Source organism: Streptomyces sp. NPDC029151 (assembly GCF_055564315.1).
In genome coordinates, this window is sequence record NZ_JBVHWQ010000001.1 from 1,424,380 (window position 1) to 1,437,833 (window position 13,454).

Here is a 13,454-nt window from a genome sequence, read left to right on the forward strand (position 1 = left end):
TCATCCAAGGGAGGTGGGCGTATGGCCCGGGCAGGACTCAGTGCCGAGCGGGTGGTGGCGGGGGCCGCGGAGCTGGCGGACGAGGCCGGGTTCGAGAACCTCAGCGTCTCCGCGCTGGCCCGGCGCTTCGGCGTGAAGGACGCGAGTCTCTACTCGCACGTCCGCAATCTGCAGGACCTGCGCACCCGGCTCGCGCTGTACGCGGGTGGTGAACTGATCGACCGGATCGCGGCGGCCGTGGCCGGCCGGGCGGGCAAGGAGGCGCTGACGGCGTTCGCCGGCGCCTACCGGGACTACGCCCTGGAGCACCCCGGCCGGTACGCGGCCACCCAGATCCGCGTCGACCAGGCCCTGATCGCCGACTCCCCCGCCCTGCGCCGCACCGCGCAGATCACCTACGGCATGCTGCGCGCCTACGGGCTCCGGGAACCGGACCTGACGGACGCCGTCCGCCTGCTGCGCAGCACCTTCCACGGCTACTGCGTGCTGGAGGGCGCGGGCGGCTTCGGCGCGGACCGGGACGTACGGGCCTCCTGGGACAAGGCGGTCGACGCCCTGCACCTCGCCCTCACCCACTGGCCGCGCGAGAACGGGGAGCGGACCGATGACTGACGCGCCGCACTACGACGTCACGGGCCGCGGTCCCGTGCTGCTGCTCGTACCGGGCGGTGCCGGGCATCCGATGGGCCTCGGACCGTTCACCGAGCGGCTGGCCACGCGTTTCACCGTGGTGACGTACGACCCGCTGGGCCTCGCGCACGGCAGGCTCGGCGCGCCGGTCGCCGAGCAGCGGGTCGCGGACTGGAGCGAGGGTGCGCGGCGGGTGCTGGAGGAGGTGCTGCCGGCTGGCGCGCCGGCGTCCGTGTTCGGGACCAGTTCCGGGGGCATCGCGGTCCTGGACCTGCTCCTGAGGTATCCCGGACGGCTGGCGCACGTGGTCGCGCACGAGCCGCCGTGCGTGACCGTCCTGCCGGACGGGGCGGCGCGGCGGGCCGAGCTGGTCGACCGGCTCCGCCGGCCCGGACGGCCGCCCGCCGAGGGCGAGTCGGCGACTCCGGCGGGTGTCTTCCTGGACCGGGTGCTGCGCCCGTTCACCGCCTACGTGCCCGCCGCCGCCCCGCCCCCGGGCCGGCTCACCCTCGCCGCCGGAACCGGTTCGCGCGGGCAGCTCCTGCACCGCACGGCCGAGTTCCTCGCCGGACGGCTGGAGTGTGCGTTCACCGAGTTCCCGGGCGGTCACCTGGGCACACTGGAGCACCCCGTGGAGTTCGCCGACGCCCTCACCGAGGCGCTGCGCTCCAGTGCGCGGACGTCGGCGTAGGACGGGGTGGTACCGCCGGGGGCCCGCCCGGCCGCGATGTCGGCCACGGCGTCGAGGGCCGCGCCGAGCGCCCGCCGGTACAGCAGCGAGCCGAGGCTGATCCGGCGCACGCCGAGGTCGGCGAGGCGGGCGACCGTGGGACCGGCGGGCGAGTACAGGACGTTGAGCGGGACGGCGGTGTGCCGGACCAGGGCGGCGATGCGCCCGGGATCGTTCACGCCCGGGACGAAGACCCCGTCGGCGCCGGCCTCCTGGTAGGCGTCGAGCCGGCGCAGGGTGTCCCTCTCGTCGCCGTCACCCGACCAGTACGTGTCCGTGCGGGCGTTGACGAAGAGACCGGGTACGGCCGCCTTCACGGCGGCGATCTTCGCCGCGTGCCGGCCGGCCGGACCCAGGCCGTCCTCCAGGTTGACTCCGACCGCGCCCGCGGCCCACAGCTCCCGGGCGAGGGAGGCGACGTCGTCCGGGTCGTCGCCGAACCCGTCCTCGGCGTCGACGGAGAGGAGCCACGGCCCGGAGCCGAGGGTCAGGGCGAGCCGGACGGTCTGCTCGCGGGTCGCCGCCTCCCCGTCGGGCAGGCCGACGGCCGCCGCGGCCGCCAGGCTCGTCGTGGCGATCGCCGGGAACCCGCGGGCGGCGAGGGCGGCGGCCGAGGCGTGGTCCCAGGCGTTGGGCAGCAGCAGCGGCTCACCCGGACGGTGGTGGAGGCCGGCGAAGGAGGGGGCCGGAGCGGGCTCTGCGGTCATACGGCCACGCTAGACCCCGGACGGTTCGGTCCCCGCCGAACCGTCCGGCGTCCCTCGTTCCCCGTCCCTCCCCCGGTCAGTGCGGCGCCACCGACCACTCCTCGGCCGTCGCGCCGTCCGGCGCCGTGAACCGGAAGGCGGCGCTCTCGCCGGCGGACCAGCTCACCCGCACCTCGTGGCCCGGCCTGCCCTCGCCGTCCTCCCGCACCGCCACGGACACCAGTGCCGCGAGCGGCAGCGGGTCCGGCTCCCCGGTGAGCCGGGCGAGCGCGACGAAGAGCGTGGCCCCGCCGTCCCCCGTCACCCCGGTCAGCTCCGCCGACAGGCCGCTCACCGGGACGAGTTCGCTCCGCAGGCCGGGCGCGTCCGGCCAGCCCGTCACCCGCACCCGGGTGCCGGGTGCCGCGCCCGCCACCAGGTGGGCCCGCACCTCCACGGCACCCCGGACCACCACCAGACTGGTGACGGTGACCCCGCCGCCGGTGGTGTGCCGGGAGGCGATCCACCCCTCGCCCGTGCCGAGCGGCTCGATGCCCGTACGGCTCGGATCGCCGCCGACGATCACGCTGTTGTCGTACGACGGCACGGGCGCGGTGGCGGTCGAGTAGGCGAGCCGGGTGTAGTAGGGGTCGTAGCGGACGTCCTCGCTGCCGTGGTTGTGCAGCCGGACCAGTCTGTCCGAACGGGTCGATTGGAGCAGCCAGTTGGGGACGGGCACGGGGTGTGCCGCGTCGGCGCGGTCGGCCGGTCCGGGTTGCTCCGGCGCCGTCCAGACCTCGTGCTCGGGTGGCAGCAGCAGGCCGAGGAAACCCTTGCTCGCCCAGTACGGCGAGGCGGGGCCCGAGTAGTTCTGCACCAGGGACTCGTCCGGGCCGAGCCAGCCGAGCGGAAGCAGGCCCCGCTCGTCGACCGCGCCGCCGTCCAGGAAGTACCGCAGCGCGCCGGAGGCCAGGCGCCGGGTCTCGCCCGGCGGCAGGGGTGTGTGTCCGGTGAGGGCGCCGAGCCAGAGCGGGGCCGTCGTCGCGAACCGGTAGGTCAGCGAACGGCCCTGGTGCATCGGGGCCCCGTCGGCGCCGAAGAGGCGGGCGTAGTCGGCGAGGTGGCGGGAGAGCCGCCGGCCGTACCGGTCCAGCAGGTCGCCGTCGCCGGCCAGCCAGGCGTGGAGGACCGTGTACAGGTGCAGGGCCCAGCCGTTGTAGTAGTCGAACTTCCGGCCGTCGCCGTCGGTGTACCAGCCGTCGCCGAGGTACCAGTCCTCGATCCGCTCCAGTCCCCGGGCGACCGCCTTCCGCGCCGCCTCCTCCCGGTGGCCGGTCTCCAGGAGGAAGCCGCCGACGGTGACCGGGAACAACTCCCAGTTGCACGGCCAGGGTTCCGCGGTGAGCGCGTCCGCCAGCCAGGCCGCGGTCCGCTCGCGCACCGCGTCGTCCAGGCGGTCCCAGAGCAGCGGCCGGGTGAGCCGCAGGGCGAGCGCGACGGAGGCGGACTCGACCAGCGGCTGGCCACGGTCCGTGACGCGCGGCCAGACCCCGCCGGGTCCGGTCGCGAGGCCCTCGGCGTACCGGCCGAGCGCGGTCTCGTCACGGCGGAACGCGGCCAGCAGCAGCGTGCGGGCGTAGCCTTCGAGCCCGTCGGAGAGCCGTCCGGAGCGGCTCACCCGGGTGCCGGGCAGGTGGTAGAGGGCGCGGTCGGGGGTGGCGTACGGCTCGACGGCGGCGAGGAGGGCGTCGGCGGCGGCTTCCCAGTGGGCGCGGGTGTAGCCGGTGCGGGGGCTGGTCGCGCGGTCGTCGGCGGGCAGTCGGATCACGGCGGTGGCCTTCCTTGCTGACGGGACCTGGGACGCCCCGGTTCCGGTCGGGGCGCCCCAGGGCTTCATCCCACCCGCACGGCGCCCTCGGGCGCCAGATGCCGGGCGGGGAGTCCGTCGCGGACGAGGCCCGCGTGGACGCTGGCCAACCAGCGGTGGACGCGCGGCCCTGAGGTGGGTTGACGGTGACGTACGAGCCGGGGGGACACCGCCGCCGTGGGCGTGCACCGGGTTGCCCGACGCGCCGGTGAACCGGGGGCCGTTGACGATCGTCCGCGGTGCCGCCCGGGCCGGTCCGGCCGTCGCCAGGGCGGCGGCGAGAGCGCAGCACAGGCGCGCAGGATCGCGTGCGCGCGTCTCATCTCACGCACCCTCCGTCACGGTGTCGGCCACGGGGACACCGAAGTCCGGGGTGCCGTCCGGCTTCCAGCCGAGCTTCTGGATCCGGGTGTGCCGGTTGGGGTCGTTCAGCGGGTCGCCGGTGATCTCCTCGTACTGGCGGGCGTGGTAGACGAGGACGTCGGTGCGGCCGTCCTCGGCGACGGTGAAGCAGTTGTGGCCGGGGCCGTACTGCCGCGTGGTGTCGTTGCTGGTGAAGACCGGAACGGGCGACTTGTTCCAGCTCCGCGCGTCGAGCAGGTCGCTGCGGGCGTCGGCGGTCAGCAGGCCCACGCAGTAGTGCCGGTCGGTGGCGGCGGCCGAGTAGGTGAGGAACACCCGGCCGTTGCGCCGGAGGACGTACGGGCCCTCGTTGACCTTGTAACCGACGCACTCCCAGTCGTACTCGGGCGTCGACAGCCGGACCTGGGGGCCGGTCAGCGTCCACGGGTTGGCCATCTTCGAGATCCACAGCGCGGTGTTGTTGTCCATGCCGGGCTCGTGCTGGGCCCACACCAGGTAGCGGGTGCCACGGTGTTCGAAGGTGGTGGCGTCCAGGGAGAAGGTCTCCCACGCGGTCTTGATCTGGCCCCGCTCCACCCAAGTGCCTCGGAAAGGGTCGGCGTGGGAGTTCTCCAGCACCCAGATGCGGATGGCCCACACGTCCTCGGCGGGGGCCGAGGCGAAGTAGATGTACCACTTGCCGCCGATCCGGTGCAGCTCCGGCGCCCAGATGTGCGCGCCCATCGGACCGGTCGCGTGCGCCCGCCAGATCACCGGCTCGGCGGCCGTGGACAGGCCGTTCAGGGTGCGGGCGCGGCGCAGGACGATGCGGTCGTACTCGGGGACGGTCGCCGTGAAGTAGTAGTGGCCGTCCGTGTGCCGGGTGATGTGCGGGTCGGCGCGCTGGTGGACGAGGGGGTTGAGGTAGGGGGCCGCCTTGCCGGACGCGGACGTGACCGCGCGTGCGCGGGGCGCGGTGGTGACCGCCAGGGCACCGGCGGCAGCGGCGCCCTTCAGCAGCAGGCGACGGGCGGGGGCCGGGGGAAGGTGGGGGTCGCGGCTCATGCGGACCGCCTCTCGATGACGAAGTGTGAGATCGGTATGTCGAACACCATCTGTCATTCCGAACGCCGAAAAGGTAAGGGCGAGCCGCGAGAGGGTCAATGGGCCGGGAGGGAGGAAGAGGAAGAGGAAGAGGAAGGGGCAGAGGAAGGGGGAGAGGAAGGCGAAGGCGAGGAGGAGCGCGGCGACGGCGGGGACGCGGGACGGGCCGGGCGGGCGGGCCCGGGTGCGGGAACCCGGGGCGGGCCGGGACGGCCGGGCCACGGAGAACGGGGAGGCGGCGAGGCGGTCATCGCTGCGCGGGCGTCCCCCTGCCGGTCGTGCTGGTCGGCCCGTTCACGAACCGGACGCACCGGCCGGCCCGCTCCCGCTGCTCCGCCCCTGGTTTGCGCAGGTCAGGAGAACCATGGCGGCTGCTCACCCACTGGACACCGGGGCCCGTCGCCGCCGCGCTTCGACTAGCGTCGTGACATGACCAGCGACACCTCCCCCCGCCTCGCCGACGCCCTCGCCGCCGGGACCGTCGTGCTCGACGGCGGCATGTCCAACCAGCTGGAGGCGACCGGGCACGACCTGAGCGACGAGCTGTGGTCGGCGCGGCTGCTCGCCGAACGGCCCGAAGCGGTCACCGAGGCCCACCTCGCCTACTACCTCGCCGGCGCGAGCGTGGCGATCACCTCCAGCTACCAGGCCACCTTCGAGGGCTTCGGCAAGCGCGGCATCGGCCGGGACGAGGCCGCGCGACTGCTCGGACTGAGCGTGGGACTGGCCAGGGACGCGGCCCGGCGGGCCCACGCGGCGGGTGTCTCGCGCCCCCTGTGGGTGGCCGCCTCGGTCGGGCCGTACGGGGCGATGCTCGCGGACGGCTCCGAGTACCGGGGCCGCTACGGGCTGGGCGTGGCCGAACTGGAGCGGTTCCACCGGCCCCGGATGGAGGCGCTGGCCGCCGCCGCGCCGGACGTGCTGGCCCTGGAGACCGTCCCGGACGCCGACGAGGCCGCCGCGCTGCTGCGGGCGGCGCGCGGGCTCGGGGTGCCGGCCTGGCTGTCGTACACCGTCGACGGCCTGCGGACGAGGGCCGGGCAGCCCCTGGAGGAGGCGTTCGGTCTCGCCGCCGACGCGGACGAGGTGATCGCGGTCGGCGTCAACTGCTGCGCGCCGGAGGACGTGCGGGGCGCGGTGGAGATCGCGGCACGCGTCACCGGCAAGCCCGTCGTGGTGTACCCCAACAGCGGGGAGGCCTGGGACGCCGACGCCCGGGCCTGGCGCGGGCGGGGCACGTTCGGCACCGAGCAGGTCGAGGCGTGGCGGCAGGCGGGGGCACGGTTGATCGGGGGCTGCTGCCGGGTGGGACCCGAGGCGATCGGCTCGATCGCGGGGGCGCTGGGTTCGGCCTGAACGGCATGCGGCGCCGGCGGGGACACTGGGCCCGGCCTCAACGGCATGCGGCGCCGGCGGGGACACTGGGCCCGGCCTCAACGGCATGCGGCGCCGGCGGGGACACTGGGCCCGGCCTGTGCGGCTTGTGGCGCCGGCGGGACGCGTGGCGGGGGCCGGGTGCCGATCGTGTCGGGCGGGGTGGTGTGTCCGCAGGCCGTGCCGCGAAAACGGGGGCGCGGGCACCAGGCCCCCCCGTGCCGGCGGTGCGCGAAGGCGCGGGCACCGGGCCGGGCGTGCCGACGGTACGCGAACCCGCGGACACCGGGGCCGGGCGTGCCGGCAGTACGCGAACGCGCGGACACCAGGCCCAACGTGCCGACGGTACGCGAACGCGCGGACACCGGGGCCGGCCGTGCCGGCAGTACGCGAACGCGCGGACACCGGGCCGGGCATGCCGGCAGTACGCGAACGCGCGGACACCGAGCCAGGCGTGCCGACGGTACGCGAACGCGCGGACACCGGGCCTGGGCGTGCCGACGGTACGCGAACGCGCGGACACCGGGCCCAGACGTGCCGACGGTACGCGAACGCGCGGACACCGGGCCGGGCATGCCGACGGTGCGCGAACCGGTCCCCCGCGAGGAGCCGGCCGGCTGTGCGCGCCCGGCCGGCCGGGCCGTCGGTGGTGCACCGGTGTGCGGGCGGCTAGCGGCGCAGCGTGGTGCCCACCGAGCGGCGCAGCCGGCGCATGGCGGCGGCGAGTTCGGCGCCGGGGGCCCGGGGCACGGAGGACCGCGGTGGTTCCGGGAGCGCGGGCGCGGCCGACCACAGGGCGACCTCCGCGTCCCGGGGGCCGTACACGGTGTGCGGGACGCCGTCGCCGAAGACCCGTACCGGGTGGGTGGCGTCCCACGCCGCCCAGCCGGGGTCCCCGGTCGTCGCGAACCGCACCCAGGCGGCGTGCATCGCGTCGCACAGCTCCCGCGGGGCGCCCTCGCCGGCCAGCCGCTTCGACTCGGGCGCGTCCCCGGTGTCGAAGACGAACCCCAGTTCCAGGGCGTGGCAGGCGCCCAGGCCGGGGAGGCGGGACGGCCAGGCGAACTCGTACAGGTAGGACGTGCCGGGGCGGGCGTCGGCGAGCCGGTGCAGCGGCACCCGCAGCACGTGGTCGGTGACCATCTGGCCGACGATCTCGGCGGTCCCGGCGTCGGGGTGCAGCGCACGGTAGCCGCGCGGGATCTCGTGGCCGGCGCGGCAGCGGGCCATGGCGGCGGCCAGGGCGACCGCGCCGAGCCGGTCGACGCGCTCCAGCAGCCCGCCCGGCACCAGCCACAGCCGGTACTCGTCCCGCGTCCAGCCCATGAGCAGTTCCACGTCCCGGGCGGCGGCGCCCTCGGTCAGCGCCTTCAGCGGGTCGCGGGGCACGAGGTCGCCGTCGACGACGACGCCGAACGCGGGCCCGCCCAGCACCGGGCTGCTGAGCCGGCCGGCCTCGGCCTGGGCGCGCAGCAGCAGTTCGCGGTCGACGGCGGCGAACGCCTCGGCGGTGGCGGGGACGCGGAGCCGGGTGGCCATCCGGCGCACCATCCGCCGTACCTTCTCGCGGTCGACGGCCTCGGGCGGGCCGCTCTGCAGCACCGCCCGCCGGACCAGGCCCCGCGTCCGGGGCGCGGCGAGCAGGGCGCCGGCGCTGATGGCACCGGCCGACTGGCCGCACAGGGTGATCCGGCCGGGGTCGCCGCCGAACGCCTCGATCGTCTCGTGCACCCAGCACAGGGCGGCGAGCTGGTCGCGCAGGCCGGGGTTCGGGGGCGCGTCCGGGAACAGTCCGTACCCCTCCACTCCCAGCCGGTAGTTGACCGAGACGCAGACGACGCCGTCGCGTGCGAAGGCGCTGCCGTCGTACACCGGTACGGCCGAGGAGCCCCTGGTCAGCGCGCCGCCGTGCAGCCAGACCAGCACCGGCAGCCGCGCGCCGGGCCCCGGCTCGGGGGTCCAGACGTTGAGGTTGAGGCAGTCGTCGCCGGGGATCACCGGATCGGACAGGTAGGGGGCGAAGGCCTCGGAGTACGGCGGTTTCGGCGCGGTCGGCCCGAACGCGCCGGCGTCCCGCACCCCGTCCCACGGCTCGGGCGGCCGGGGCGGGCGGAACCGGCGGGGTCCGAAGGGCGGGGCGGCGTACGGGATGCCGCGGAAGACCGCGACACCCCGCTCGTACCGGCCGCGTACGGCTCCGTGCGGCGTTCCGACCACAGGGCCCGTCTGGTCTGCCGTCATCGCCCACCCGCCCTTCGCCGCGCGTGCAGTGTTCCTTCAGAGCACCACACCGGCCGGAGGTATTCCGCTGCGGGGGCCCCGCCCGTGGGCCATTCGGCGTACGTCCGGGTGCCGGAGCCCGGCCGGCCGCACCCGCCGGAGGTGGCGCGGTGGCACACGAGTTCGACGGCGGCCGGGAACCGCCACCCGGCATCCGCCGATTGACCCGCCGTTCCCGGCGGATCTACGGTGGAACGCGCTTTCTGAAACTCCGCCTTCCGCAGCCGTTTCCACGCCGTTCGTCAGGGGAGCCATGCCCAGCCCTCAGCCGCCGCGGGCCGTGTTCGCGATGGACCCGGTACACCTCCCGCTGCTCTTCCCCCCGCCGCTCATGGACCGGCTGGGGCGGACGGCCCGCATCGACCCGGCGCTCGTCGTACGGGACTTCGCCGATCCGGCGGTGGCCGGCACCCTGGCCGCGGCCGAGGTCCTGATCACCGGCTGGGGCTGCCCGCCCCTGGACGGCGGCGTCCTGGCCGCCGCCCCCGGGCTGCGGGCCGTCCTGCACGCCGCGGGCTCGGTCCGCTCCCTGGTCGGCGAGGCCCTGTGGAAACACGGCGTCACCGTGTCCAGCGCGGTCACCGGCAACGCCCTGCCGGTGGCGGAGTACACGCTCGCGATGATCCTGCTCGCCGGCAAGGACGCCTTCGGCCACCGCGAGCGCTACCGCCGCACCCACGCCCGGCCGGGTCCCGCCGAGACCGCGGCCACCGGCAACCTCGGCCGCCGCGTCGGGGTCGTCGGCGCCTCGCGGGTGGGCCGCCGGCTCCTGGAGCTGCTCCGGCCGTTCGACCTCACGGTGCTGCTGTACGACCCCTATGTGAGCCCCGCCGAGGCCGCCGCCCTGGGAGCGGAACCGCTGCCGCTGGAAGAGCTGCTGCTGCGCAGCGACATCGTCACCCTGCACGCCCCCGACACCCCCGAGACCCACCACATGCTCGACCGCGCCCGGCTCGCCCTCGTCCGGGACGGGGGCGTGCTGATCAACACCGGGCGCGGTGCCCTGGTCGACCACGAGGCGCTGACCGAGGAGCTGGTCTCGGGACGCCTGTCCGCGGTGCTCGACGTCACCGATCCCGAGCCGCTGCCCGCCGGTTCCCCGCTGTACCGGCTGCCCAACGTCTTCCTCACCCCGCACATCGCGGGCTCGCTCGGCAACGAGCTCGAGCGGCTGGGTGTGATCGTGGTGGAGGAGCTGGAGCGGCTGGCCGAGGGGCTGCCACCGCGGCACGAGGTGCGGCACGCGGATCTGGCCCGGGTCGCCTGACACCGGCGGACGGCCGCCGACGACCCCGTCCGTCCGGAGCAGCCAGGGGACACGGTTCCCGGTCCGCGTGAGCGGAGCCGGGGACGGTGGGACCCGGCAGCGGTGACACGGGCCGGCGCGCCCCGGAACCGGCGGGATCCGGGCACCGCGACCCGCGGCCGGTCGGTCCCGGACAGCCGGCGGCGACGGCGCTCCGCCCGCCGGTGCGGACGATGCACGGCGAGCGCCCCGAGGGCACCCGGGCGGAGCTGTCGACCCGGCCGGGCAGCGCGCCGGCACCGCGCGGCCCCCGACACGTCGCCCGGGCCGCGCCTCCGTGCCGGCCGGGCGACCGGGCGGCCGACCGCGTGACGCCGGCCGCCGGTTCCGGCACCCGGCGGTGACCCCGCCCCCACGGAGATCGTTGGCCGGGCATGAACCACACCACGCGTATCGCCGCGGCCCTGGCCGCGGCCGCAGTCGCCCTGGTCACGGCCTACGGCTCGGCCCACGCCGCGGGCCGCGTCCTCGCTCCCGGCCCGCACCGCGCCACCGTGGCCTCGCCCGCCGACGAGCACGACCCGAAGGAGGACGTCGAGCTGGACGAGAACGGCCGCCCCGACCTCACCGAGGACTGAGTCTGGGGAGGTGCGCGACCGCACGCGAGCGGCCGGGCACCTCCCGCACGGGGGGCCCGGCCGCTCGGCTGTTCCCTGTCGTTCAGTCCTCCTCGCCCCGGTCGGCGCCGACGAGGGCCTCCACCACGTCCACGGCGCTGCCGTCGTGGTCGCTGCCCGCGGTGCCGCTGCCGTTCTGCACGTTGCCCGTGCGGTCGACCTCCAGGATCGAGTCCGTCTCCGAGTTGTCGGTTCCGGTCCGCGAGTTGTCGATCACGGTGATCAGGCTTCCCCCCGAGGCGACGGCGGGTACGGCACCGGCTCCGAGGAGCGTGGCGGCGACCGCCGTGACCACGCCCATCCGGGGTGACGCACGGGTCACACGCCCACGCCCTCGGGGCTGAGCCGGTCGCGGGCGATGTTGCGCTCCAGCAGGGTGGTGGCCGCCTTCACGCCGACCCCGCTCGCGGGATCCACCTGGGGCAGCCGGCCGTCGGCGGCCTTCAGGTCCGACAGCGCGGAGTCCATCGCCTCGTGCGCGGCGAACAGGCACGGGGTGCTGTAGATGGCGACGTCCACGCCGAGGTCGGAGAGCTCGCCGAGGGACAGGCGCGGCGACTTGCCGCCGGCGATCTGATTGAACAGCAGCGGCTTGTCCCCGACGACCTCGCGGATCCGCTTGATCCACTCGACGCTGCGCACTCCGTCGACCAGGACCACGTCGGCGTCGGTGGCCGCCAGCTGTTCGGCGCGGTGCAGGATGTCGTGCTCGTCGGTGGCGTCCGTACGGGCGACGACGACCAGGTCCTTGCGGGTCTCCAGGACCTTGTGCAGCTTCTCCAGATACTCGTCCAGGGGCAGCACCTGCTTGCCGTCGGCGTGGCCGCAGCGGCGGGGCCGCTTCTGGTCCTCCAGGATCACCCCGGAGGCACCGATGCGTTCGAGTCCCTCGACGACATGGCAGGCGACCTCCGGGTCGACGTACCCGTCGTCGATGTCGACCAGCAGGTGGTGGTGCGGGAACGCGCCCCGCAGCCGCTGGACGAAGGCCACCATGTCGGGCCAGGCGATGAATCCGATGTCCGGCAGTCCGTAGTACGAGGCCGCGAACCCGAAACCCGAGACGAACATCCCGTCGTAGTGCTTGGCCGCGATCGACGCGGAGTACATGTCGTACACGCCGATCAGCGGTGTGGTCCCGGGCCCGGCGATGCGCTCGCGCAGCTTGTTCCCGTAAGTCAAGGTCCGGCTCCTCCTGTGGGTGGGTGACGCGGGCGGAAGGGGTGGCCGCCGCGTCCGGCGCCCTTTGCCAAGACAAGAGCATCTCTAGGTAGTCACGTGACCATCCGTCTACGCCAGCTTTACTCACTCCAATGGCGGAACCGGTTCACCGCAGAAACGTCACTCGGCGAGCCGCCCCGCCCGGACGAGTCCGCCGTTCAGGCGGCCCGGGGGAGTCCGGGTCGCGGCAGGCCTCGGCGCGGTGACCCAGGGCGGTGCGGAGCACGCGCCCGCCGGCGGGTGATGCGAGCGCCGGGCGCTTCGCCGTAGTACGGCCATTCGTACGTAGTACGGCCATCCGTACCCGGTGCAGGCCGCCGCGTGCACGCCGGCGAAGCCGCGGCCCGAGCCGACGTACCGCTCCAGCCGCGCGCGCCCGTCCGGCGGACGCGGGGGGCGACCGGTGGCCGGACCGGTCAGCCTCCCTCGCCCACGTGGTTGTCGGGCGCTCCGTCCCCGTACGACGGAAGGTCACCGCGCCGCACCGGGACCGTGGCCGTGGGGGCCGGCGGCAGCAGGGCGGCGAGTTCCGCCGGCGTGGGACGGTGGACCGCGTCCGCGGCCCTGCGGAGCACACCGGACCCGAGCTTCTCACCGTAGATCCGCACCACTCGGCCCTTCGCCGGCGCCAGGCAGGCGTAGCCCGCGGGGCAGTCGGCGGCGCTGCCCCGCTCGACGTAGAGATGGAGCACGGCACCGCTCTTCGCCCAGTACGCGGCGGAGAAACCGTCGTCCCCGTTCACCCCGACCGACTGCTGCGCGAGCGTGAAGCCCGGTACGTCCGTGACGTAGACCAGTTCCGGTGCGATGCCCAACGCCCGCAGCCGGGAGTCCGCTTCGGGCTGCGGAAGGGTGGCCGGCGGGGACTGCCGGGCGGTGGCCGGCGCCGGGCCCCGGGTGCCACCGGTGTCCGTCTTCTCGGTGCCGCACGCCGTGAGCAGTGCGGGGAGGAGGAGCAGCGGCAGGGCGCGTGCGGCACGGATCATGTGCCCATGGTGCCGCACGGCCGTTCCCCGCGGGCCCCGGTCCCCCGGCCTCCTCGGCGACGAACGCCGTTCCGGCACCCGGCGGTCCGCGCCCGGGGGTTGGGGGCGCGATCACCTGGTGAGACCGTGCGGCGGGAGCCACCTGGAGGTCCAAGGGCCCGGTCCGACCGGCACTCGCCCCCCGGCACTCGCCCCCCGGCACTCGCCCCCCGGCACTCGCCCCCCGGCACTCGACCGGTGGCTCCCGGACGGACCGGTCGCCTCCGGTCGAGTGCCGGACCCGTCCGCCGTCCGGGAGTGCCCGGCTGCCG

Annotated in this window: 12 protein-coding genes; 5 read left to right on the top strand and 7 right to left on the bottom strand. The window is 75.5% G+C overall.

The features are described from left to right. The first annotated feature begins 21 nt into the window (after positions 1–21). Together ACZ4VF_RS05745 and ACZ4VF_RS05750 are read left to right on the top strand one after the other, a co-directional pair. Positions 22–612, top strand: coding sequence for a TetR/AcrR family transcriptional regulator (locus ACZ4VF_RS05745; RefSeq protein ID WP_467923361.1), 591 nt, complete (start codon positions 22–24; stop codon positions 610–612). Next, positions 605–1,321 carry an alpha/beta fold hydrolase gene (locus tag ACZ4VF_RS05750; RefSeq protein ID WP_467923362.1) on the top strand — a complete coding sequence of 239 codons (717 nt, stop codon included), beginning with the start codon at positions 605–607 and terminating at the stop codon, positions 1,319–1,321. Before ACZ4VF_RS05745 ends, ACZ4VF_RS05750 begins: the two co-directional genes overlap by 8 nt. Here the strand turns inward: ACZ4VF_RS05750 and ACZ4VF_RS05755 are convergent. The 3 genes from ACZ4VF_RS05755 to ACZ4VF_RS05765 all read right to left on the bottom strand — a co-directional run bounded on the left by ACZ4VF_RS05755 (position 1,237) and on the right by ACZ4VF_RS05765 (position 5,320). Further along, entirely contained in the window at positions 1,237–2,067 is an 831-nt protein-coding gene (locus tag ACZ4VF_RS05755) for an isocitrate lyase/PEP mutase family protein (protein WP_467923363.1), read from the bottom strand. The two genes, ACZ4VF_RS05750 and ACZ4VF_RS05755, sit on opposite strands and share 85 nt — an antisense overlap. Before the next feature lie 76 nt (positions 2,068–2,143). Beyond that, positions 2,144–3,871 carry a DUF2264 domain-containing protein gene (locus ACZ4VF_RS05760; RefSeq protein WP_467923785.1) on the bottom strand — a complete coding sequence of 576 codons (1,728 nt, stop codon included), beginning with the start codon at positions 3,869–3,871 and terminating at the stop codon, positions 2,144–2,146. A gap of 366 nt (positions 3,872–4,237) precedes the next feature. After that, entirely contained in the window at positions 4,238–5,320 is a 1,083-nt protein-coding gene (locus ACZ4VF_RS05765) for a glycoside hydrolase family 43 protein (RefSeq protein WP_467923364.1), read from the bottom strand. A gap of 468 nt (positions 5,321–5,788) precedes the next feature. On the opposite strand from ACZ4VF_RS05765, the gene mmuM reads away from it, so the two are divergent. Continuing rightward, positions 5,789–6,715, top strand: coding sequence for a homocysteine S-methyltransferase (gene mmuM, locus ACZ4VF_RS05770; RefSeq protein WP_467923365.1), 927 nt, complete (start codon positions 5,789–5,791; stop codon positions 6,713–6,715). Between the two features lie 687 nt (positions 6,716–7,402). Here mmuM and ACZ4VF_RS05775 read toward each other — a convergent pair. Beyond that, positions 7,403–8,974, bottom strand: a complete 1,572-nt coding sequence (locus ACZ4VF_RS05775) for a carboxylesterase/lipase family protein (RefSeq protein WP_467923366.1) — start codon at positions 8,972–8,974, stop codon at positions 7,403–7,405. A 292-nt stretch (positions 8,975–9,266) separates the two neighbouring features. Here ACZ4VF_RS05775 and ACZ4VF_RS05780 point away from each other — a divergent pair, with 292 nt between their 5' ends. Together ACZ4VF_RS05780 and ACZ4VF_RS05785 are read left to right on the top strand one after the other, a co-directional pair. Further along, positions 9,267–10,280: a hydroxyacid dehydrogenase gene (locus ACZ4VF_RS05780; protein WP_467923367.1), complete on the top strand. Its 1,014-nt coding sequence runs from the start codon at positions 9,267–9,269 to the stop codon at positions 10,278–10,280. Positions 10,281–10,693: 413 nt separating this feature from the next. Further along, positions 10,694–10,897, top strand: coding sequence for a hypothetical protein (locus tag ACZ4VF_RS05785; protein WP_467923368.1), 204 nt, complete (start codon positions 10,694–10,696; stop codon positions 10,895–10,897). A gap of 82 nt (positions 10,898–10,979) precedes the next feature. Here the strand turns inward: ACZ4VF_RS05785 and ACZ4VF_RS05790 are convergent, their stop codons facing one another. From ACZ4VF_RS05790 to ACZ4VF_RS05800, 3 genes are all read right to left on the bottom strand, one after another. After that, positions 10,980–11,258 carry a hypothetical protein gene (locus ACZ4VF_RS05790; protein WP_467923369.1) on the bottom strand — a complete coding sequence of 93 codons (279 nt, stop codon included), beginning with the start codon at positions 11,256–11,258 and terminating at the stop codon, positions 10,980–10,982. Beyond that, a complete protein-coding gene (locus ACZ4VF_RS05795; RefSeq protein ID WP_467923370.1) occupies positions 11,255–12,118 on the bottom strand; it encodes an isocitrate lyase/PEP mutase family protein in 864 nt (287 codons plus the stop codon). The genes ACZ4VF_RS05790 and ACZ4VF_RS05795 overlap by 4 nt, the downstream gene beginning before the upstream one ends. A gap of 455 nt (positions 12,119–12,573) precedes the next feature. Beyond that, positions 12,574–13,143 (bottom strand): membrane lipoprotein, encoded by a 570-nt coding sequence (locus ACZ4VF_RS05800; protein ID WP_467923371.1) that lies wholly within the window; start codon positions 13,141–13,143, stop codon positions 12,574–12,576. Positions 13,144–13,454 lie beyond the last annotated feature (311 nt).

Bases quoted from the DNA above. Each gene is read 5' to 3' on its own strand.
- ACZ4VF_RS05755 (WP_467923363.1), bottom strand. From the start codon at position 2,067: ATGACCGCAGAGCCCGCTCCGGCCCCCTCCTTCGCCGGCCTCCACCAC.
- mmuM (WP_467923365.1), top strand. From the start codon at position 5,789: ATGACCAGCGACACCTCCCCCCGCCTCGCCGACGCCCTCGCCGCCGGG.
- ACZ4VF_RS05745 (WP_467923361.1), top strand. From the start codon at position 22: ATGGCCCGGGCAGGACTCAGTGCCGAGCGGGTGGTGGCGGGGGCCGCG.
- ACZ4VF_RS05785 (WP_467923368.1), top strand. From the start codon at position 10,694: ATGAACCACACCACGCGTATCGCCGCGGCCCTGGCCGCGGCCGCAGTC.
- ACZ4VF_RS05750 (WP_467923362.1), top strand. From the start codon at position 605: ATGACTGACGCGCCGCACTACGACGTCACGGGCCGCGGTCCCGTGCTG.
- ACZ4VF_RS05775 (WP_467923366.1), bottom strand. From the start codon at position 8,974: ATGACGGCAGACCAGACGGGCCCTGTGGTCGGAACGCCGCACGGAGCC.
- ACZ4VF_RS05780 (WP_467923367.1), top strand. From the start codon at position 9,267: ATGCCCAGCCCTCAGCCGCCGCGGGCCGTGTTCGCGATGGACCCGGTA.
- ACZ4VF_RS05800 (WP_467923371.1), bottom strand. From the start codon at position 13,143: ATGATCCGTGCCGCACGCGCCCTGCCGCTGCTCCTCCTCCCCGCACTG.
- ACZ4VF_RS05765 (WP_467923364.1), bottom strand. From the start codon at position 5,320: ATGAGCCGCGACCCCCACCTTCCCCCGGCCCCCGCCCGTCGCCTGCTG.